Annotated in this window: 27 protein-coding genes and 1 tRNA gene; 22 read left to right on the plus strand and 6 right to left on the minus strand. The window is 26.6% G+C overall.

Annotated features, from left to right (window positions below):
• Positions 1-175: 175 nt before the first annotated feature.
• From E5347_RS13845 to E5347_RS13865, 5 genes are all read left to right on the plus strand, one after another.
• Entirely contained in the window at positions 176-814 is a 639-nt protein-coding gene (locus E5347_RS13845) for a phosphoribosylanthranilate isomerase (protein ID WP_136007824.1), read from the plus strand.
• The gene (gene trpB / locus E5347_RS13850) at positions 795-1,979 is read left to right on the plus strand and encodes a tryptophan synthase subunit beta (protein ID WP_136007825.1); all 1,185 of its coding nucleotides are present in this window, start codon (positions 795-797) and stop codon (positions 1,977-1,979) included. The genes E5347_RS13845 and trpB overlap by 20 nt, the downstream gene beginning before the upstream one ends.
• On the plus strand, positions 1,972-2,748 hold the full coding sequence (trpA, locus tag E5347_RS13855; protein WP_136007826.1) for a tryptophan synthase subunit alpha: 777 nt from the start codon (positions 1,972-1,974) through the stop codon (positions 2,746-2,748). The genes trpB and trpA overlap by 8 nt, the downstream gene beginning before the upstream one ends.
• A 149-nt stretch (positions 2,749-2,897) precedes the next feature.
• Entirely contained in the window at positions 2,898-4,046 is a 1,149-nt protein-coding gene (locus tag E5347_RS13860; protein ID WP_136007827.1) for a mechanosensitive ion channel family protein, read from the plus strand.
• Between the two features lie 107 nt (positions 4,047-4,153).
• Positions 4,154-4,639, plus strand: coding sequence for a molybdopterin-binding protein (locus E5347_RS13865; protein WP_136007828.1), 486 nt, complete (start codon positions 4,154-4,156; stop codon positions 4,637-4,639).
• A 361-nt stretch (positions 4,640-5,000) separates the two neighbouring features.
• On the opposite strand, the gene E5347_RS13870 is transcribed toward E5347_RS13865, so the two are convergent.
• Positions 5,001-5,564, minus strand: a complete 564-nt coding sequence (locus E5347_RS13870; protein WP_136007829.1) for an NUDIX hydrolase — start codon at positions 5,562-5,564, stop codon at positions 5,001-5,003.
• A gap of 633 nt (positions 5,565-6,197) precedes the next feature.
• On the opposite strand from E5347_RS13870, the gene E5347_RS13875 reads away from it, so the two are divergent.
• The 3 genes from E5347_RS13875 (at position 6,198) to E5347_RS13885 (ending at position 9,415) form a co-directional block, all read left to right on the plus strand.
• Complete coding sequence (locus E5347_RS13875; RefSeq protein WP_136007830.1) at positions 6,198-7,052, plus strand: hydroxyethylthiazole kinase; 855 nt, start codon at positions 6,198-6,200, stop codon at positions 7,050-7,052.
• Positions 7,053-7,223: 171 nt separating this feature from the next.
• Positions 7,224-7,589, plus strand: coding sequence for a DUF3221 domain-containing protein (locus tag E5347_RS13880; protein ID WP_136007831.1), 366 nt, complete (start codon positions 7,224-7,226; stop codon positions 7,587-7,589).
• A 230-nt stretch (positions 7,590-7,819) separates the two neighbouring features.
• Complete coding sequence (locus E5347_RS13885) at positions 7,820-9,415, plus strand: ATP-binding cassette domain-containing protein (protein WP_168354975.1); 1,596 nt, start codon at positions 7,820-7,822, stop codon at positions 9,413-9,415.
• A 213-nt stretch (positions 9,416-9,628) separates the two neighbouring features.
• Here the strand turns inward: E5347_RS13885 and E5347_RS13890 are convergent, their stop codons facing one another.
• The 4 genes from E5347_RS13890 to E5347_RS13905 all read right to left on the minus strand — a co-directional run bounded on the left by E5347_RS13890 (position 9,629) and on the right by E5347_RS13905 (position 11,418).
• Positions 9,629-10,108, minus strand: coding sequence for a flavodoxin domain-containing protein (locus tag E5347_RS13890; RefSeq protein WP_136007833.1), 480 nt, complete (start codon positions 10,106-10,108; stop codon positions 9,629-9,631).
• A gap of 15 nt (positions 10,109-10,123) precedes the next feature.
• Positions 10,124-10,510, minus strand: a complete 387-nt coding sequence (locus tag E5347_RS13895; RefSeq protein ID WP_136007834.1) for an FMN-binding protein — start codon at positions 10,508-10,510, stop codon at positions 10,124-10,126.
• A gap of 11 nt (positions 10,511-10,521) precedes the next feature.
• Positions 10,522-11,157, minus strand: coding sequence for a TetR/AcrR family transcriptional regulator (locus tag E5347_RS13900; protein WP_136007835.1), 636 nt, complete (start codon positions 11,155-11,157; stop codon positions 10,522-10,524).
• A gap of 185 nt (positions 11,158-11,342) precedes the next feature.
• Positions 11,343-11,418 (minus strand) — tRNA-Met (locus E5347_RS13905).
• A gap of 161 nt (positions 11,419-11,579) precedes the next feature.
• Here E5347_RS13905 and E5347_RS13910 point away from each other — a divergent pair.
• From E5347_RS13910 to E5347_RS16940, 6 genes are all read left to right on the plus strand, one after another.
• The gene (locus E5347_RS13910) at positions 11,580-12,002 is read left to right on the plus strand and encodes a hypothetical protein (RefSeq protein WP_136007836.1); all 423 of its coding nucleotides are present in this window, start codon (positions 11,580-11,582) and stop codon (positions 12,000-12,002) included.
• Between the two features lie 250 nt (positions 12,003-12,252).
• The gene (locus E5347_RS13915; RefSeq protein WP_136007837.1) at positions 12,253-12,453 is read left to right on the plus strand and encodes a DUF6440 family protein; all 201 of its coding nucleotides are present in this window, start codon (positions 12,253-12,255) and stop codon (positions 12,451-12,453) included.
• Positions 12,454-12,545: 92 nt separating this feature from the next.
• The gene (recQ, locus tag E5347_RS13920; RefSeq protein ID WP_136007897.1) at positions 12,546-14,309 is read left to right on the plus strand and encodes a DNA helicase RecQ; all 1,764 of its coding nucleotides are present in this window, start codon (positions 12,546-12,548) and stop codon (positions 14,307-14,309) included.
• A gap of 34 nt (positions 14,310-14,343) precedes the next feature.
• Complete coding sequence (locus E5347_RS13925; protein ID WP_136007838.1) at positions 14,344-14,691, plus strand: DUF6483 family protein; 348 nt, start codon at positions 14,344-14,346, stop codon at positions 14,689-14,691.
• Between the two features lie 21 nt (positions 14,692-14,712).
• Entirely contained in the window at positions 14,713-15,705 is a 993-nt protein-coding gene (locus E5347_RS13930) for a S66 family peptidase (protein ID WP_136007839.1), read from the plus strand.
• 85 nt (positions 15,706-15,790) lie between these two features.
• Entirely contained in the window at positions 15,791-15,955 is a 165-nt protein-coding gene (locus E5347_RS16940) for a hypothetical protein (RefSeq protein WP_168354976.1), read from the plus strand.
• Between the two features lie 288 nt (positions 15,956-16,243).
• Here the strand turns inward: E5347_RS16940 and E5347_RS16945 are convergent, their stop codons facing one another.
• A complete protein-coding gene (locus E5347_RS16945; RefSeq protein WP_168354974.1) occupies positions 16,244-16,414 on the minus strand; it encodes a hypothetical protein in 171 nt (56 codons plus the stop codon).
• A 142-nt stretch (positions 16,415-16,556) separates the two neighbouring features.
• On the opposite strand from E5347_RS16945, the gene E5347_RS16950 reads away from it, so the two are divergent.
• The 8 genes from E5347_RS16950 to E5347_RS13960 all read left to right on the plus strand — a co-directional run bounded on the left by E5347_RS16950 (position 16,557) and on the right by E5347_RS13960 (position 22,108).
• The gene (locus E5347_RS16950) at positions 16,557-16,730 is read left to right on the plus strand and encodes a hypothetical protein (protein ID WP_168354977.1); all 174 of its coding nucleotides are present in this window, start codon (positions 16,557-16,559) and stop codon (positions 16,728-16,730) included.
• 80 nt (positions 16,731-16,810) lie between these two features.
• Positions 16,811-16,963, plus strand: a complete 153-nt coding sequence (locus E5347_RS16955; protein WP_168354978.1) for a hypothetical protein — start codon at positions 16,811-16,813, stop codon at positions 16,961-16,963.
• A 54-nt stretch (positions 16,964-17,017) separates the two neighbouring features.
• On the plus strand, positions 17,018-17,296 hold the full coding sequence (locus E5347_RS13935) for a GNAT family N-acetyltransferase (protein WP_136007840.1): 279 nt from the start codon (positions 17,018-17,020) through the stop codon (positions 17,294-17,296).
• A gap of 210 nt (positions 17,297-17,506) precedes the next feature.
• Entirely contained in the window at positions 17,507-17,743 is a 237-nt protein-coding gene (locus E5347_RS13940) for a hypothetical protein (protein WP_136007841.1), read from the plus strand.
• Between the two features lie 338 nt (positions 17,744-18,081).
• Positions 18,082-18,495 (plus strand): DUF5412 family protein, encoded by a 414-nt coding sequence (locus E5347_RS13945; RefSeq protein ID WP_136007842.1) that lies wholly within the window; start codon positions 18,082-18,084, stop codon positions 18,493-18,495.
• A 264-nt stretch (positions 18,496-18,759) separates the two neighbouring features.
• Positions 18,760-19,284 carry a YcxB family protein gene (locus E5347_RS13950; protein WP_136007843.1) on the plus strand — a complete coding sequence of 175 codons (525 nt, stop codon included), beginning with the start codon at positions 18,760-18,762 and terminating at the stop codon, positions 19,282-19,284.
• A gap of 321 nt (positions 19,285-19,605) precedes the next feature.
• On the plus strand, positions 19,606-20,688 hold the full coding sequence (locus tag E5347_RS13955; protein WP_136007844.1) for a hypothetical protein: 1,083 nt from the start codon (positions 19,606-19,608) through the stop codon (positions 20,686-20,688).
• A 424-nt stretch (positions 20,689-21,112) separates the two neighbouring features.
• Complete coding sequence (locus E5347_RS13960) at positions 21,113-22,108, plus strand: ABC transporter ATP-binding protein (RefSeq protein WP_136007845.1); 996 nt, start codon at positions 21,113-21,115, stop codon at positions 22,106-22,108.
• Position 22,109: the final 1 nt, after the last annotated feature.

Consider the following 22,109-nt stretch of genomic DNA (forward strand, 5'->3'; position numbering starts at 1 on the left):
GAAAAAATCATAGAGTGAAGAGTTAAGAAGTAAGAAGTGAAGAGTTAATAGTGAAGGAAGAATAAATAATGAAATGATGAAGAGGGAAAGAGTTTATTTTAGTAATTCTGAAGGAATTACATCATAAACTTTTAACTCTTAACTTTTATCTTTTCACTAAAAATAGGGGTTGAGTATGGAAATAAAGATATGTGGTATTACAAAACTTCAAGAAATTAAATATAGCAATAAGCTAAGGCCTGATTATATTGGGTTTGTGTTTTCTGAAAGTAAGAGGAAGATTTCTAAAGAAGAGGCGAGAGAGTTATTAGCTAACCTTAATAATGAAATAAATTCAGTTGGAGTTTTTAGAAATGAAAAAGTGGATTTTATTTCTGAAGTTCTAAATTATACAAATATAAAAATAGTGCAGCTTCATGGAAGTGAAGACAATGAATATATAGAAGCTTTGAAAAATAAAGTAAGGAATAAAATTGAAGTATGGAAGGCTATATCTATAATAGATGAAAAAAGTATAAAAGAAATAAATAGTTTTAAAGCTGAAAATATATTACTAGATTCAGGTACTCCTGGGGAAGGAAAAAGATTTAAGCTAAAAGTTTTAGGTAATTTTAAAGAATTTAATAGAGTCTTTATGGCAGGTGGAATAAATGAGGATAATATACAGGAGGTAATAGAAACCCTGAATCCAAAGGGGATAGATGTATCTAGTGGGGCTGAAATAATAAATGAAAATGGAGTAAGAATTAAATCTTATGAAAAAATGAAAAAGATAATTGGGGAGGTAAGAAAAAATGACAAAAGGAAGATTTAATAATTTTGGGGGCCAATATGTACCTGAAACTTTAATGAATGCATTAAAGGAGTTAGAAGGGGAATATGAATTAGCGATAGAGGATGAAGACTTTATTAGAGAGTATAACTATTATTTAAAAGAATATGTAGGTAGAGAAACACCTTTATATTATGCTGAAAATATGTCTTTAGATTTAAATGGGCCTAAGATTTATTTAAAAAGAGAAGATTTAAATCATACAGGTGCTCATAAAATTAATAATGCTATTGGACAAATATTACTTGCTAAAAGAATGGGTAAGAAAAAGATAATTGCAGAAACAGGTGCTGGACAACATGGAGTTGCAACAGCAACAGTTGCAGCTAAATTTAATATGGAATGTAAAATCTTTATGGGAGAAGAAGATATTAAGAGACAAGCTCTAAATGTGAGGAAAATAGAGCTCCTTGGAGCAGAAGTAGTTCCAGTTAAAAGTGGAACAGCTACATTAAAAGATGCTGTTAACGAAGCCATAAGATATTGGGTTTCAAATGTAGAAGATACTTTTTATATTATTGGATCAGTAGTTGGACCTCATCCTTATCCTATGATGGTTAGAGATTTTCAAATGGTAATTGGAGATGAAACTAAGAAGCAAATACTAGCAAAGGAAGGAAGACTTCCAGATTATATAATTGCAGCTGTAGGTGGAGGAAGTAATTCTATGGGGATATTTTATCCATTTCTTAAGGATAAGGAAGTTAATCTTATAGGAGTTGAGGGAGCGGGATTTGGATTAGATACAGATATGCATTCAGCTACTATGAAAGATATGAAAAAAGGTGTTATGCATGGAATGATGACTTATGTATTAAGAGATGATGAAGGAAATATAAAGGAAGCATATTCTATATCAGCAGGCCTTGATTATCCAGCAGTAGGACCTGAACATGCATATTTAGCAGAAACAAAAAGGGCAGAATATGAAGCTGTAACAGATAAGGAAGCTTTAGATGCTTTATTATATTTAACTAAAATAGAAGGAATTGTACCAGCTTTAGAGTCTTCCCATGCAGTTGCTTATGCTATGAAGTTAGTTAAGAAAGTGGACAAGGATAAAATAATAGTAATTAATTTATCTGGAAGAGGAGATAAGGATATGGAAACTATACTTGCCTATATAGGAGGTAAAGCAAATGAATAGAATATCTTTAGAATTAGAAAAACTTAAAAATCAGGGTAAAAAAGCACTAGTTCCTTTTCTAACCTTTGATAATTTAAGTAAGGAAGAGTTAGCAGATTTAATAGTTAATATAAGAAAGGAGGGAGGGAATATTGTTGAAATAGGAGTGCCTTTTACAGAGCCTTTAGCAGATGGAGAAGTAATACAAGATGCCTATGCTGAAGCAATTAAAAATGGAATTAAGCTTCAAGATGTTTTTGATACAGTAAAATTTGTAAGAAGAAAAAGTGATATTCCTATAATAATTATGGCTTACTACAATATTATTTATTGCTATGGAATAGAAGAGCTTTTAAATTTATCAAGGGAGATAGGAGTAGATGGGTTAATAATTCCTGATTTGCCTTTAGAAGAAAGAGTAGAAACATTAAATCTGTGTAACAAAAACAATATTTCTTTAATTCCTTTAGTTGCCCCTACTTCAAGAGAAAGAATTAAAGGAATTGCTAAAACTGCTGATGGATTTGTTTACTGCATTTCATCTAAGGGAGTAACGGGTGAAAGAAGTAAAATAATAAATGAAGAAACTATAGAGTATTTAAAAGAGGTAAGAGCATATACTAATCTTCCTTTATTAGTTGGTTTTGGAATTTCAAATGTAGAAACAGTTAAAAATATTAAGGCTCATTCTGATGGAATAATAGTCGGAAGTGCTTTAGTTAAGAGATTAAGAAATAAAGCGGATTTATTGGAATTTATAAAGGTCTTAAGAAATGCATTAGATAGTTAAAGAATAAAAGAAAAAAGATAGAGTAAAATAATAGTTATAAGAAAGGAAAGAACTAATCAAGGCGCATAGCAGTGCTTAGCTCCCACTTTGAGAATAGGGGGTATTAATAGCAATGGTGGCGATAGGATAAATGCAGTTAAGGAGACGCTATGGATATACTAGAGGAGGTTATAAAGACATTAATTAAAATAAGTGTAAGCAAATATATAGCAGCATTTATGATAATACTAATAGCTCTTATATTTAATAGATATGTAATAACTAGAATATTTGATTACATTATTAGATTAGCTAAAAAAACTAAAAATCTGGCAGATGATAGCTTAGCTTGGTCTTTAGAAAAACCTATTAAGTTATATATAGCCTTATATGCAGTTTATGCTTCTTTAATAATTATTGATTTTGATGGATTAAACTTTAATTCACTTACAAGTGATAGAATTAAGAGGCTTTTTATTGTAATAGTTATTTGCTATTTTTTTTATAATTTAACTTTAGAAAATTCTTTTTTATATAGTAAGCTAAAAAAGAATGATATTGTATTTCCCTTTGTTTCAATAGTAATAAGGCTTTTAATTGTGATAATTGGAGTAAGCTGTATTGCAAGGGAATTTGGATTTACGGGGTTTATTGCAGGCCTTGGTATTAGTGGTGTAGCCTTTGCTCTTATGGCTCAAGACGCATTTTCTAATCTTTTTGGTGGAATGATTATAGTATTAGATAGGCCTTTTGCTAAAGGAGATTGGATACAAACTCCTCAAGTTGAAGGAATAGTTGAAGATATAACTTTTAGAAGTACAAAGGTTAGAACTTTTACTATGTCAGTTGCAACTATTCCAAATTCGAAGCTTGCAAATGAGGAAATAATAAATTGGAGTGAAAGAAGCCTTAGAAGGATTCACTTTAAATTTACTATTAAATCTAATACACCTATTAAGAAAGTTAGGAGTCTTTTAGATAAGATAAAAGAATATTTAAATAATCATGAAAAGATAGATAAGGATTTAATAATAGTAAGCTTTAATGATTTATCAAATATGGGATATGGAGTATTTATGTATTTTTATACAAATGAAATGAATTTTATAAAGTATGAAGAGTTAAGAGAAGAAATAAATATAAGAATATTAGAAATGGTTGAAGAGGAAGAAGTAGAATTAATGTTTATGTTTAACTTTGCAGCTATGAATAATAACAACAACAGCAATAATAACAATACAGTAAGCAATTTGCGAGAAAAATGTCAAGAAATTGAGTCAACGAAGAAAATAAATGAAGAACTTGGTAGAAATAGATAGAATCCTAATATTCTGTCTATTTTTTTCTGTATAAATAATGGTATAATTTATATATTGAGTAATTTATATGAAAAGTTCAACTAATTAGTTTATAATGAGGTGGGTTTATGGTGAGGGTTGGAATACTAGTTATGGCTAGGAATAAAGAAGAATTTATGTTAAAAAATGAAGTTCATAGGCTTAAGATAGTTAAACGGTATCTAGAAAATGAAGGGCATGAGATAGTAACAAGTAAAATGATGAAAAGTAATCAAGAAGACTTAGAAAAAGAAATGAAGGAAATGGCTGATATTCATAAGCTTGATCTTATATTAACAATTGGAGGAATAGGATTTAGAGAAAGTGATATTGTTCCTGAAGCTACAAAAAACATAATTCATAGAGAAGCAAATTCTTTAATGCAAGGGATATCATGCTTTTGTCTACAAATATCTAGAAAATCTTTATTAAATAGAGGCGTAGCAGGAATAAGAAATAAAACCTTAATAGTGAACTTTCCAGAAGATAATAAGCTTTTAATATTCATTTTAGACTTTGCGTTAGAAACTATACTTCGAGGAATTAAAATGATAAAGTCAGATAAAAGCTTTTAGAAGCTAAAGATAGATAATAATATATTGAAGTTAAACATAGTAAAAAAGGGTTGCCCTACAATAAGAAATAAAGATTATGTAATAAAAAAGTTCTATATTTGAGACAACCCTATTGAATTTTATATAATTCTAATTAGTAAATTTAATATTATCTTATACAACATTTCAATTATCTATGTTTCAATAAATAAAATACATCTTTAAGTCTTATGAAATATTAAATAAAAAGATATTTTGAAGTAAACTACATCAATTGAAAGCATCGAGTTTTTAATTTTTATAAAAGTCGTTTACGTAATTACCTAACTGAAATATTTAAAAATGAAACTAACTTAATAAAATGCAGAAAATTCATTACAACTTATAAATAATATTTCTTTATTCTATCATTAAACTTTTCATAAAGTTTAACCATATCAGCCTCAGTAGAATACTTTGACACTTCATCAATTGGAATCCATTTTACTCCGCTATTTTCATCTTCTTTTATTATAAGCTCATCATTTTCATCTGCTTCTAATAGATAAGCAACTGATAAATGAAGATGGGAAGCTATATTTTTTCCTCTCTTAATATGTGCAGGTACTGGAAGTACATCTAAAGAAAAAATCTTATTATCAAGAGCTTTTATATTTTTAACTCCTGTTTCTTCTTTAGCTTCTTTAATAGCTACATATAATAAATCATCATCTCCATCAGCATGTCCACCAGTCCAAGACCAAGATTTATAAATATTATGATAAATCATAAGAACTTTAGTTTTATCTTTATTCACTATGTATCCTGAGCTAGTTATATGGGCTAAAGGGTTCTCCCTAGTTAATAAGTTATTAAAGTTATCCATGGAATATAAAATAGCTTCTTTATCTGAAGCTTCTTGATCATTAAATGGTTTATAGTTTTTTATATCTTCAATCCAACTCATTTTAATTCTCCTATCGTATTTAATTTGATGTCATATAAAGTAATAGCATAAGTCTATATAGACTATGTTGTTAATCTATGTATCTCATCATTTGTTTCATCCTTTAAAATGTTATATATCTGGAATATTAAATTAAGAAGATTTAATAAAATGATTCTATGAAAGAGGTAGAAATGGAAATTTCTTAATTTCTCGTAATATTAATTAGATAAGGTTTCTCTTTCATTTATTATACCAACTTTCAAATCTAATTTATGTGCTAATAGGCAGATATAATATTTATATATGTAATTATAAAGAAAATAATTTATTAAAGCAATTAAGCCTCAAGATACATATATATGTTTCAATAAGTAATTTTAATTTTAAAGTCTTATGATATTTTAGAAGAAAAATAATTTCAAAGGAAACTTATATATAGATTATTGTATTATTAATAGAATTAGAAGGGGAGTAATTGTCTCAAATATAGATAAATAGCCCAAAGATAATTAATATTATTTAAAATTTAATGATGTAACATATGCAAATAAAGTCGAATAATATGTACAAAGGCTGTTGCGGGATATAGAATAATGGCCTTTGCGACAGCTTTATACTATTATTAGTTTAAGATGTAAGAGAGGATACAGAATGCAAATTGGTGTAAGAGCCTTAGACGAGTGCTTAAGCTTGCAGAAGAAAAGTAAACCTCTTATATACTGTATTTCAAATTCATTATTATTAAAGGATTTAGCTGAATGTATCATGGCATATAATGGAATACCTGTATTTTTTTCTTCATTAATTAGTGATAATGCAAACAATAAGGATATAGCATCTTTATTAGTAAGCTTAGAAGATTTAAGTGAGGAAAAGATACAAGATATTGAGAAATCAATAAGAATTGCAAGAAGAAGAAAAATGCCAATAATCTTAGATTTAATAGGGGAGGAGAATTCTTTTATAAAGAAGGAAACTGCTTTAAGCATTATTAATAGATATAATATAAACGTTGTAATTGGAAGTATAAATGAATTTAAAGCAATTATTAATAATGTGATAGAAAAGAAAGAAGATAACTCTCGTATTGATAGATTTAGAGATAATATAGAAGTTAGAGTGGGCTTTAGGAATTTTTCAAAAGCAAACAATATCATAGTAGTAGTAAAGAGTGAGGAATACTATTTAACAGATGGATACAGCGAATTTTTTGTAGATAGAGAAATAAATAGAGAAAGTTTTAATTTATTTGAAGCTATTAAATTAGAATATATGTTAGCTGCTTTGATATCTGTTGGGGTTGCTTCTGCTGGGACTAGTGAAGAAAAGTTTATTAGCGTCTTAGTTGCTATTATGACTATGGCAGTAAGTGAAAAAATAGTTGTACAAAAGAATTTAAAAAAAGACAGTATTTTAAATAAAGAATACTTAATAGATGAAATTAAAGATGTAAATTCAGATAAATTAAATAAATTATCAAAAATTGATTATTTATTTGTGAGGTAGGTATAACTGAAGTAAAAAGGCACTTAGGTGCCTTTTGGATTTATATACTGCTTTTTATTTACTTTTTCATATTTAATTTAAGTATAACGTACTATATAGTATAACTATATTATCATTAAAGATTTTGAGGAAAGACAGCAGATAATAAGTATATATAAGGTGGTATAAGAGATGAAAAAACTATTAGTATATTTTTCACTTTTTACTTTCAGTATGATTTTATTTGTAGGATGTTCTGAAAATAATAAAACATCTATGACTGGTATATATTTAAGATCAACTAATGGAAGTAATATTATTATTGAGAATAATGGACCAATTGTTATGGCAAATGAAACAGGCAGAGAAAATATTTTTGATGATTTAGAAAATGGAAATAAAATAGAAGTTACTTACGATGCAATTATGGAAACCTACCCTGGAAGGACTACAATATATAGTTGTAAGCTTATAGAAAAAGGAAGTGCAAAGGATATACCTAAAGATATATTGGATAAATTAGAAGAAATGGGATGGACATTTGATTTATCAGAATAAAAACATATAAACTATTAAATATTAAATATTAATAGTATTTAAATTGCATAGCAAAGTGGATAGGGGATACCTATCCACTTTTAATATATAAATAATTAATAGTGGTTTAAAACATAGACGAAAATTAAAAATATAATTTTCCATAAAATGGACAAGGATTAACTGTTTTGATAAAATACATATTATAACATAAAAGTTATAATATATAAAATTAAAAAGGGGGCATGGGGATGTTTAAGTTTATAGCAACGTATTTAAAAAAATTTAAGTATAAAATATTAGTATATTTGCTAATGGCTATTTTTCAATGGGGGAGCTTACTTTTAATACCTGTTATTATTTCAAAATATATTGATAAAGTGTTTTATGATAAGATTAGTGATGCTAGACTAATAGTTGTATTTATAGCAATAATATTGGTCTGGGGAATATCCAGCTATTTAGTTACATTTTTATTGAACTTGATATGTAATTATTTAGCTCATGATATGCAAATTGATGCCTTTAAACATATAAGGAAATCAAAATTAAAAGAAATAAATGTAGATAATCCAACTGTTATGACTTCTAAAATTAATAATGGAGCTTTTTTAATACCTGCATTTTTTCTGAATACAGGAGTGCAGGCGTTACTAAGTATTATTGGGTTAGTTATTATATTATTTGTCATGGCATATATAAACAAGCTAGTTTTATTAGCAACATTAATTATCTTAGGGCTAAATTTAATTGTCGTAAAGCTATTTAAGAATATACTTAATAAAATAAATTATAAGTTACAAGAAACTCAAAGTGTTTTCTTTGCAGCATTAAATAATCAGATTACTAATATAAAACTTGTAAAGACGAATGTATGGTTTAATGAAGTTGAGGAAGAAATTGAGAATTCTTTTGATGATGTAAAAGATGCTTTTATGAAAAAAACTAAAGTTGATAATACATATAAAGTATTGATAGAGTCATTTAAATATATCTCTACTTTAGTTTTATTATTAATAGTTGCAGATGGAATGCTAAAAGGTAATACTAGCGTAGGAGATTTTCAATTAATATACTCTTATTCAAGTATTGCATTAGGATATTTAACAACAGCAATAGGAATTATACCAAGCTATCATGAGGTAAAAACATATTATTCTAGATTTAAAGAAGTTTTAGATATTCCTAGGGAGCATAATGGAAATATGATTATGAATGAAATTAATAATATATCGGTAAATAATTTAACATTTGGATACGACAATAAGAACGATATATTAAAAAATATAACAACTAATTTTGAAAAAGGTAAGCTATATATTTTAAAAGGACATAATGGTAGAGGAAAAAGTACTTTTTTAAATGTTGTGTTAGGTTTATATGAAGATTATCATGGAGAAATATTATTTAATAATGAATCAATAAGAGATATTGATTTATATGATACTAGAAAAAGATTAATTTGTAAGGTTGAGCAGGAACCGAAATTGATAAATGCATCTGTTTTAGAAAATCTTATTTATGGTAATGAAAATTATGATTCTGAGTATTTAAGTTATTTAATAAATAAATTTAATATCCCAGCCCTGGATACTATAATTGATAGTAAGTCAGATAATATTTCTGGTGGTCAGAAGCAAAAAATATCAATAATTAGATCATTACTAAAGCTTCATAATACCAATAATAGTCTTTTGATATTAGATGAACCATCTTCTGCTTTAGATAAAAAAGGAGGAGAATTATTGGTAGAGGAGATATCTAACATTAAAGAAGATAATATTATAATTGTTATTTCTCATGATGAATTGTTTGAAGAGGTCTGTGATGAGGTAGTATCATTATAGATTAAAATTAATGATAATAAATAAGAAAATAATAAATTATAATTGAATATTACTGGAATCAAGCAAATAAAAACTTATTTGATACTATATAAATATTTCAATAAGAATAATTATGAAAATATAATAAGGGGTTAATATCTTAATAAATAAAGCAGTATAGATATTTTATTTCAAAAATATCTATACTGCTTTATTTGTTGGAGAGAAGATATATTAAATTGAATTCATTTTTAGAGCAAAGTTATTTATATTATCTTTTAATATATTGGACTTATCAGATGAAGTTTTAGAAATCATCTTAACTATCATTTTCTCAAAGAATTTCATTTTAGAAAATGTAAATTCTCCTCCGAAATGTTCTTTTATAAGTGAAGTTTCAAGCAATTCTTTAGGGAAATTTTCATTTATCTCTGTAGTTATGGATTCACCTTCTTGCATTCCGCAGATAAAAAGACCAGTTTGTTTTCCTTTTAAGATTTCTAAATTATTATTGCAGAATTCTTTCACTTCTTTTTGAATCATTCCCATATAAATAGATCCACCAATAATTATTTTGTCATACTTTGAAAGGTCAATATTTTTTGAAGTTTGTAAATTAATTATTTCTACATTGCCATTAAGTTCTTTGTGTAGTAAATCTACACATTTTTTTGTACATCCGTATTTACTGGAATAAGCAATTAAAGCATTCATATAAATTCCTCCATTTTAATTATTTAGAGCATTTTCTATTGATTTTAAATATGCTTTAGAAGTAACAGTTGCCCCTGAAATAGTATCAACTGTTGTATTTTGAGATTTAATCACATTACTAAATAATTCATCACTTAGATTAGGCATAGGAAATTTTACATCATCTTTTAGAATAATTTCTGTGATTTTATAGTCTTTTACTATAACATTAAGAGTATTAGACCATCTTCCTTCCTTAAATTCTCCTAAGTAAACTCCATCACTTAGATTAGATAAGTTTATACTGTTAATAGTAATATGTTCACCTTCTTTAAGACCTCTAGTTAAATAAAATATTCCACTAACAAAAATAAGCACTAAGATAAGAAGCAATGAAATTAGTACTTTAAATATCTTTTTCAAATTATCATCCCCTAATTTTTAATTTGAATTGTACTAGCTATCTTTAATACGATTTCTTTTGAGTAGAAATCAATTAATATCTCCTTTTGTTCTTCAGAGATTACTTCTTTTTCAACAATTAACTTTATAATAAGTCCAAGAGTAGAAACTGCTATAATTTGAGCAGTTAATTCAATTTTATCTTCACTTATTAAATTATCAGTCTGCATATCTGTAAGGCATTTATATAATGCAAATAGTGCAGGTTTATCTTTTGAAGCTCCTTTAAATAAATAAGATGTATGATTTAAAGCTTCTTTAGAGGTATTTAACTGAGCTGCTAGAAATTCATCTGGCATTTTTAGGGCTGTATAGATGTAATTTTTAGTCATTTCAGTTAATCTTTCTTCAATAGAAAGATTTTCAGTATTTACAGAAGATACTGCAGATATAATTTTTTTATATCCTCTTTGCATTAAAATATTAATAATTTCTTCTTTATCTTTAAAGTAGTGATAAATAATAGCAGGAGAGTATTCAATACTTTTTGCTATTTTTCTAATAGATAATTTTTCAAATCCTTCAGATGCAACAATAGCGCTTGCTGATGAAAGAATTAGCTCTTTCATTTCTTCAATTTCACGTTCTCTTCTATTTTCTTTTACCATTGTATATCTCCTAATATAATATTCAGCACAATTAAACAATGTTTATTTATTGAACAGTGTTTAATAAGATGATAGCAATGTAGGAATAAAATGTCAATACATTAATATAAGCGATTATTAGCAGAGAAAAATATAAAAGAATAAAAAAACAGTGTAGAACTAATTTAGTTTTACACTGTTTTTATTGGTTGCGGGGGCAGGACTTGAACCTACGACCTTCGGGTTATGAGCCCGACGAGCTGCCAACTGCTCCACCCCGCGATATTAATTTTTGCTACAAATAATATTATACAACTACTATATACAAAAGTAAAGGGGAAAATTATATTTATTTAAATTAAAAAAATAATGGCAAATACAATTTGAAAATTTAAAATATTGTGATAAATTATATGTATAGGATTAATTTAGGGGGAAGATAAATGGATTTCATAATTTACGGACTAGTTGTTGATTACTTAAATGGGAAAGTAACGAGTGACATTAAAGATGAATTTATAAATGCCTCTGTACATTTTAATGTTAATAATGATATTTACAATAAGTATTCATCTGTAGAAATTGAATATATGCTAAGCAAAATTGAAGATGAAAATATAATAGATTATGTTGAGCTATGTTCTGTGTATGGATATATATTATATAGAACCATTGAAAACGGTAACTTAAAAGATGATGATAGAATAGAAGCTTTGCAAATTGTACTTGAAATAAGCAATTCAATAAGTGGATTTTTAAGAGCCTCTTTAAATGAAAAAGAGTTATATGAAAAGTTAATAAAAGTAACTAAGAAATTAAAATTAACAGAAAAACAAAATAAAGAGATTTTGGATTTATTGAACTAGTAAAAGGTAATAATCGTCATAACTGTGTCCTCCGTCGCAAGCTCCAAGTCGGTACAGCTATGACGATTATTACGATTAAAAAGTTATAGATAAATCTGTATTATACGTGGCAACTAAAGGATGAAATTCAGCGAGCTGAATTTCTAATTTTTTCATGAAGTATTAAAGAGAATAATGAAGCTGAAATGCTATTATCTATGTATATTTAAATCATGATTATAGTATTTGAAAGATTAAAGAGGAGATATTTATGTTTAAAAAACAGGAAAAAAGATTTGTTGAAAAATATACACAAAACTTAGGACTTTCAGGATTACAAATCGTTGTCGATACTGCAACAGGTGTTAATTACTTATGCACTATTGGAACCGGGGCTTATGGAATAACTCCTTTGCTTGATAGAAATGGAAATGTTGTAGTGGATGAAATAGAATTGTATAAAGAAAAATAAGATGAGAAATATCACATTAGTATTATTAAATAATGTGATATTTTTTGTTTAGTATATAAAAAATATGGTAAACTCTTAATAGGAAAGAGGTGATTGCCATTTTTAGTAATGCTTTAGAGATATTAAATAAATATTATGGATATTCTTATTTTAAAGAAGGCCAAGATAAAATTATTTCTAATATTTTAAGGGGAAGGGATACCTTGTCTATAATGCCTACAGGAGCTGGAAAGTCTGTTTGTTATCAGATTCCTGCTTTGATTTTTAATGGCATAACCTTAGTAGTATCTCCGCTTATATCTTTAATGAAGGATCAAGTAGATTCTATTAATGATATTGGGATAAGTGCAGCATATATAAATAGCACTCAAAGTTTAGATGAGATTAAAGAAATATTAAATCTTTGTTATGAAGGGAAAATTAAACTTTTATATATAGCACCTGAAAGATTAGAAAGTGAATACTTTAATAAAATGCTTAGAAAACTTTTTATAAGTCAAGTTGCAGTTGATGAAGCGCATTGTGTTTCTATGTGGGGACATGACTTTAGAAAAAGTTATAGATATATATTACCTTTTGTAAATAGTTTAAGGATTAGGCCTGTAGTAACAGCTTTTACAGCAACAGCAACTAAAGAGGTAAGAAAAGATATTTTGAATCTGCTAGGATTAATTGAACCATATACATATATAGGTAGCTTTGATAGAGAAAACTTAAACATATCTGTTCATAAAGAAGAAGATAAGGCTGAATTTGTTAAGGATTATATAAGGGAGCATGAAGAAGAAAGTGGAATAGTTTATTGCTCTACAAGAAAAGAAGTAGATGCTTTATATAATTATTTAAAGGAAAGAGGATTAGCAGTAGCCAAGTATCATGGTGGTCTTAAGGATGAAGAAAAAAGCTATTATCAAGATGAATTCTTAAAGGATAATTATAATGTAATGATTGCAACTAATGCTTTTGGAATGGGTATAGATAAGTCTAATGTTAGATATATACTTCACTTTACTATTTGCAAGAATATTGAAAGTTACTATCAAGAGATTGGTAGAGGTGGTAGAGATGGAGAAAAAACTGAATGTCATCTTCTATTTAATAGGGATGATATAAGGACTTTAGAATATCTAATATATACAACTGCAGGAAATAATAGAAAAGAAATTGAAATTAAAAAACTTCAAAGTATGATTGATTTTTGTGAATCTGATAAATGCTATAGGAGTTTTATATTAGATTATTTCGGAGATGAAAATGTAAAGCCATATTGTAATAATTGTAGTAACTGCTTAAATAATGAAGAACTTAGGGACTTTACTACAGAAGCTCAAATGATATTATCTTGTGTCTATAGAAGTAGGGAAATGTATGGAATATCAGTACTTGTAGATGTTTTAAGAGGATTTACTGGACCTAAAATACTCCAAAATAGATTAAATGAATTAACTACCTTTGGGATAATGAAGGATTACAGCAGTAAGTTTATAAGAGACTTAATTAAAACCTTAATTGATTTAGGTTATGTTAATTTAAAAGAAGGAACATACTCAATGCTAAAGTTAAATCCTAGATCCTTAAGAGTATTAAAATCTCAAGAAAAAGTTATCTGTAAGTTAAGTGAAGATACAGAAGAAAAGATAATTAATAAGGACTTATTTAATAAGCTTAGAATTTGGAGAAAGAATAAGGCTAATTCACAAGGAATAAAGCCATATATTATATTTTCGGATACTACACTTATGGAACTTGCAAATAAAAATCCTAAGACGAAGGATGAACTTATGAGCATAAGAGGAATGGGTGAAAAGAAGTACGAAAGATATGGAGAAGATATACTTAAGATAATGAATAATTAAGTGAAATTTAAGTTTAGGGTATTGGAGAAATTTAATGGATATAGAAAGATTAATTAATGAACTTTCAAGAAATATTGGCAAGGCTTTAGTTAATAAAAAGGAGGATAATATGTTATTAGTGAATTTAGAAAATGATGGGTCATCTGAACTTCTTCGTATAATTTTAAAAAGTTTAATATCTAAGAAGGAATATAGTAAAGCAGAAGATCTTTTATTTGACGAAATTGAAAAGAGTAAAACAGAAGCTATATATAAAATTGCAGTTGATTTTTATGAAGAGTTATCAGAGAAAAGTGACGAGGAATTAAGAGAAAATAACTTTTCTAAAGAAGAGGTTTTACAAGGGTTAAGGGATATAGAAGCATTATTTAATACAAAATAATTTGCTAAGGGGGTATTTAAAATGGGGACTAGATTTACCTTAAAGAAAGGTGATAGCATAGGTGTTTTTTCACCATCTTCAGCAATAACGAAAACATCTCCTAATAGAACAAAAAGAGCTATTGAATATTTAGAAGATAAAGGATTCAAAGTGGTTAAAGGCTCTTTAACAGGGAAAAGTGATTACTATAGATCAGGAAGCATAAAGGAGAGAATAGAAGAGTTAAATAGTCTTATAAGGAATCCTAATGTTAGATGTATTATGTCAACTATAGGAGGAATGAATTCTAATTCACTACTTCCATATATAGATTATGAAGCCTTTAAAAAAGATCCTAAAATAATAATTGGATACTCAGATGTTACAGCTATACTTTTGGGGATTTATGCAAAAACAGGGATTTCTACTTATTATGGACCAGCTTTAGTAGCTTCTTTTGGAGAGCTTGAGCCTTATGTTAGCGAAACTTATAAGTATTTTAAAAATATACTTATGGATGAAATACAATATCCTTATGAAGTTAAAATGCCTAAGCTTTGGACAGATGAATATATTAATTGGGAAACTCAAGATAGGTCTAAGGCTCCAGTAGAGAATAGTTTGATTACAGTTAATGATGGAGTATGTGAAGGAAGATTAATTGGTGGTAATTTAAATACTATGATGGGAATTTGGGGAACTGAATATATGCCTGAAATTAAAAAAGGAGACATACTCTTTATAGAAGACTCATTAAAGGATTGTGCAACTATAGAAAGAAGTTTTTCATTATTAAAATTAAGTGGAGTTTTTGATAAGATATCAGGAATAATTTTAGGTAAACATGAGTTGTTTAATGATAATAAAACTGGAAGAAAACCTTATGAGATATTATTAGAGGTTATGGGAGATGTTAAGATCCCATTTTTAGCTGACTTTGATTGCTGCCATACTCATCCTATGATAACTTTACCTATTGGATGTGAGGTTAGACTTGATGCAACTAACAAAAGGATTCTTATATTAGAAGAGTAAGTTAAAAGTATAAAAAAATCCTTAGAGATGAAATTTAGTGGATTAAGAAGAGTTAATTTAATTGGATATATAGATAATTACTTTTGTGATATTTTTTTCATGTTACTTAGCTTTACATAAGGAATATATAGTTTGTGCAGGTAATGATTGTTTTGATCCTGATAATCCATGTGGAAATAAACTTTTAGATGATGGTATGATTTCGTTTATTGTGGCAGATAACCTTAGATGGAGTTTTATAGAGTCTTAGAAATAAAGATTTATTTTATAATATTTATGGGTTATGAAAATAGAGTATAACAATTGCATTCAAGATATAAATTTTTAAATAATTTATTGGGAAAAATTATTTATGTTTATTTTTTATTAAAAATTGATATAATATAAGTGAGATTCTAAATCTCTGATTTAGTTAATCAAACTTATGATAGCTAAATAAGAAAAGCTTAGTGCTGAGAACACTAAGCAATCCTTAGAACGTTTTTAGTTTTAGGGCTATTGGATTTAATTAAATTATTTTAATTGAGAAAAAGCACAACTATTCTTGGTCGGATGGAGTGCTTTTTTCATTTGTTTTAAAACTTAATTTAAAACATTTAATACCTATATTAAATTCAAATTCTAAAAGTTTAGTTTCTGAACTTAAAGCTTTTATTATAATTATTAATAAAAATATTAATACAATTATTAAAGCAATTATCATATCCAATACCACCCCCTTAAGTTATGATGAATATCACCAATAACCCAAGGTGGGAATACGTACAACCACCGTAGCCATCCTCTACGGATTTCAAAATATCACTTTAGAATTATACCATATTTAGGTATAATATATACATAGGGAATAAATGGATCATGATGTGAAATCAATTAATTTAACTTGTAACGAATCTAATGTAGCTTCAAGAAAAATAATTGAACGATTGGGTTCTAAATTAATAGAAATTATTGATGCACCAAAAGATTATTTTGGATGGTATAAAGGAATGGAGAAACAATGCATATATGAATTAATAGTATAATAATATTTATTGAATATGTAGACTACGAAAAATAAAAGGATAGATACTTTTATAAATTCCAAATTGTAAGGGGAATTATTATGTATGAATTTAAAGGGATAAACCAAGATAATTTTAGATTATTTCATTATTTTATGAATGAATATTATAGAGATGGTGAATATACAGATACTCAACAAGAGAAAATTGATGAATTTATAAAAAAATTATTTAATTTAATTCAAGAAAAGTAACTATTTGGTGCTTTATCATATTTTGATAATATTTTTATTGGTATAGTAATTTGGATGAAAGATATTGAAGGTCATAATTTTAGTAAAATACCTGGACATGGAACAATTGTAGAAATTGGAGTAATACATTCTATGAGGAAAAGGGGATTAGGATGTGTTTTAGCTGATTATGCTGAACAAGAGCTTCTTAAATTAAATATAAATGGAATTTACGTTATTGCTTATGGACCAGCTTTAAACTTCTGGAGAAAACGAGGATATATAGAAAGTGGGCAAGTGTTATCAAATGGGTTTCCGATACTTGTTAAGGCTATAGAAAAATATGAATTTTAATACATATAATATTTAAAACTATAGGATATTTAGAATATTGATGGTAAATGGAAAAGTAAAGATGGATAAAAATTAGTATGAATAATCCTTTTAATAGAAAAAAAGCACTATTATTCTTGGTTGGATGGAGTGATTTTTTTTAGTGGATTTAAAAGATAGAAAAACACGTAATACAATAAATGTTAATTAATATATATAGGGGGAAATAAAGTGAAAAAAATATGGGGAGTTATAACATATATTTTATTGATTTCAGTAATTATAGGAACAATTAAAGCAATATTTGTCGGAGACATAAGACTTATAGGCAAAGGTTTAGTGTACATTCCATTTGCTACTTCATTGGTTTTAATGAATAGATCGACAAATAAAAATAAAGCAGTAGAAATAATCTTTTGGATATCTATCGGAATAATTATTTTTCTTAATTATTTTTTAGGAATTTAATTTTTATAAGTAACAATCTTAATATATTATGAAGACAAAATTAAATATTAAATTATGAAAATATTGTATTATTAAAAAGAATATGTGGTATTTTTTTTGTTCGTAATTCAAGTATAAGACTTTGAATATATTGCGAACTAACTAAGATAATTTTATCTTTTAAAATTGAATAGCGGGATATTCACCAAAATATGTTACGATTAATTCATAGTAGTATATAAGGTGAGCTACTTTATTAACAAACAACTTTATTAATAGGAAATTGACACTTAGTCTTTAGATTTTTTGAGTAAGGTAGTAATTTATGATTAGGATTAATGAATAATGGGGTGATATAGTTGAAAAGAAAAATATTTTTATCACTATTTTTAATATTAATAATTATTTCAGGGATAATAGTAATTTATAATAAATTTTATAAAATAGATTTATCTCCGTACAATTATACTTTTCATGGGGAAATGGTTGATTCTCCTAATAATAAATATGAGATTAGGATAGAAATACTAAAATTAGATGAAGATAGTGATGAAGCATATATTATGGGGCTCTTAGTTGAGAAAATTTACATTGAACCCAATAAGACTTTAATTTCAAATAAAAATACAAAGATTATTTATTGGGACAAAGTTAATGCTAGCGATATTAATGATAATTTAGTTGGAGTTATATGGTTAGATGACACTACTATTAAAATATCCGATAAAGTTTTAAATATAAATAGTGATATGTATGATTATAGAAGAATATGAAGATAGTAGTTTCTATGAATTATTTTAATATATTACTAATATAAAATTAAAGATTAAATTGTGAAAATACCGTATTATTCAAAAGAATATGCGGTGTTTTTTTGTTCGAAATTCAATTATAAGACTTTGAATATATTGCGAATTAGATAATGAAATTTGTTATTTGAAAATTGAATAATACGGTATTTACCAAAATATGCTATAATAAATTCGGAATAGTATTAAATTATACTTAGATTTGAGTTGGTATAGGGAGGGATTAATATGTTTAAAACTAACACAATATTAAATGAAGAGACCATAAAAGAGTTAAAGGTACTTGCTGTAAGTCCTAAAAAGAAGAAGTTTGCTATAATATTATATGTTGTATGTAGCTTAATAGGATTATCGTCCATTGTTTTAGGACTGATATTGTCTAATACATCCATTATAATAGACGGAGTCACTACAGCACTTACAGCTACTATAGTAATTTGGGCTATTTTTTATGTTCGAAGAATATTTCAAAAAACTAATATAAAGATGATTGAAGAAATTTCTAAAACAAATAGTATTGAAATTGAGACTATTTTTAATGAAGATAATGTAATTATAAATAATTTAACTACATCAGCAAAAATTGAGTTAGAATATGATTCTTTTATAAGACTTGGAGAAACTTCTAATATGTATGTTTTGTTTACAGGATCTAGTCAACAAGTTTATGTTTCAAAAAATTGCTTAAATAAAAAAGAGATAAATTCTTTTAAAGATTTTATTAAAGAAAAGTGCAAGAATATAAAGTGGTAATTTAACTGATAGCTATTGTTTTTTATGAAGTTAAATTAGTGAATAAATGAATAATTTTAATATATTATGAAAATACCGTATTATTAAAAAGAATATACGGTACTTTTTAGTGCGCAATTCAAATATATTGCGTAATAGAAAATGTTTAGAAGCGATTAATAAAATTGTTCTTTTAAAATGGAATAACAAAGCATTGGAAAAATATGTTATGATTAATTCGTGATAGTATTATTATGCGAGTTAGTGGTTTATTAAACTAAATAGAATTGAGATATATCTATCATAAGTAGATTATTAGTCATGATTAAGGGAGGTAATATTATGAAAGAAAAAGTGATCCAATTTTTTGTCACTATAAGTTTATATATAATTATTTCTATTTTAGGTATCATAGGTATTTTAATTATGTTTTTTATGAATTACTATGAATGGATGGGAGTTGTGTTATTCCTAATATGCCTTACAATAGCTTCTTTGGGAATTTATCAACTTATCAGTAAAAGAATTAATTTTAAATATTTTGGTGGAAGATCAGCAGGTGCTATTATTCTTTCAAGTTTAATGTTTATCTTACCACTTTTTAATGTTAATAACTTCAACAAAACACTTTTTAATAGTCTTAAGGATGGCGAAGATTTATTAGATAAAAAACTAGCATTAATTCAATCTGAGAGCAATGAGGAAAAAGAAGAAATTGTTAGAGATACCTTTATTCAAAATAGTAATAATATTACAGAGGGTTATAATGTTATTACTGAAGATAACTTAAATATTTATTATGGAGTAGGAGATTATTCAGAAAGCATAGAAATTGTCAAAGAGGTAATATCTTCTGCAAATAATAATAAATTAGAAAAATATTTTAGTAAATTCAAAAATGAGGAAGTAAATATTGTTATTGTAAATGATATCAATAAAATAAATAGCTATATTGGTAATGATACAGTTGCTTATTTCGACCAACTTACAGGGAACATAGTTCTTCAGTCATTATCAAAATCCAATTCACTTAATGAATATAAAGGTGTAATTTTTCATGAGTATGTACACTATGCTTTGGAACTAGAGTTAAAAGATGAATCACGAAGTATAACTGAATTTCCTAAATGGTTTATAGAAGGCTTATCTACGTACCTAGAGGTATTATATTATGGACCTGAAGTAAATGAATTTAATATAGTTCCTTCTGTTGGTGATGTTAAAGATGACTCTAATTTTAACAAGGGTAATGCTGGAAACTACTATCTATATTCTAAATATCTACTGAAATACATGTTTGAACAAGGTGGGGATAATTTTATAATTAATTTATTAGAGGATATGAGAAATACTGATGATATATATAAATCAATAGAAAATGTTCTAGGAGAAAGTTTTGAAGAAATAAAAATTAATATGCTTTAAAATTCCTTGAAGCAGGCATTATATTGATGTGACTTATGGAAAAGTAGTAATTTAAAAAGTTCCTACAAATATTGAGGAATAGAAAAATCAATTATGAGAAATAAGGATAACAGTTGATTATGAGATATCATTAGATGATTATAGATAAATATAAAAATCTAATAATATAAAGAATGCTTGCAATTAGTATTATATTTTGAGAGATAAAAAAATAATTTTAATCAGTAAATTTAGTATGAAAGTGTGAAATAATATAGAAAAAAATGATTTAAAACATATAGATTTCCATTATATTTCTCAAGTTTAATATTGTGTAGTTTTATTGAAAGATTAAATTGAATACTATAGAGTTATTATAGAAGAGGATGCATCCATCGTAAAATAGAGCACTTCTAATAAATAATAGATGGAAGGAACTACAAATATGATAAGGGTAGAGAATTTAAGTAAGGAATTTAAGATGAGCAAGAAGTATCCAGGGTTTAAAGGTGCAATTAAGTCATTTTTTTCAACGCAATACACTATAAAAAAAGCGGTGGACTCTATTGATTTTGAAATTAATGATGGGGAGATAGTTGGATACATAGGTGCAAATGGTGCGGGAAAATCAACAACTATAAAGATGATGACGGGGATTTTAACCCCAAGTAGCGGAACAGTAACGGTTAATGGATTAATACCCTATGAAAATAGAGAAGAGAATGCGAAAAATATAGGGGTTGTCTTTGGACAAAAGACTCAGCTATGGTGGGATCTTCCTATATCAGAAACCTTCACTTTATTAAAGGATATTTATGAAGTTAGTGAGGAAGATTTTGAAGAGAGAATGGAATTTTTAAAAGAAGTATTAGGTTTAGAAGAGTTCTTTTTAAGTCCAGTTAGAACCCTATCTTTAGGTCAGAGGATGAGGGCAGATTTAGCTGCAGCACTTATTCATAATCCAAAGGTTATATACTTAGACGAGCCAACAATAGGTTTAGATGTTGTTGTAAAGGAGAAGGTTCGTAAAGCTATAAAAGAGATTAATGAAAAATATGGGACAACTATTATATTAACTACTCATGATTTAAATGATATTGAGGAGCTTTGTAGTAGGATAATCATAATTGATAAGGGTAGAAAAATATATGATGGTGATCTTCAAGTATTTAAAGAAAAATATTGTTATTTAACCATAGCTGAAATTCTAGTAAAAGAAGAGGTGGATTTAGAAAACTTCAATATATTTAAGGATATAAAAGATGATGATTCTAATATTGAGTTTAAAGATGAGAAATTATATATTACCTTTAATAAGAATAAATTATCTTCAGCAGATGTTATAGGAAGGGTTATGAAGGAATTCAGTGTTATTGATTTTGTAGTTAAGGAAACTGGAATTGAGGATATTATTAAGAAGATGTATAGGAATGAGGTTTAAT

The organism is Clostridium sartagoforme (assembly GCF_004794105.1).
Lineage (GTDB): Bacteria > Bacillota > Clostridia > Clostridiales > Clostridiaceae > Clostridium > Clostridium sartagoforme_B.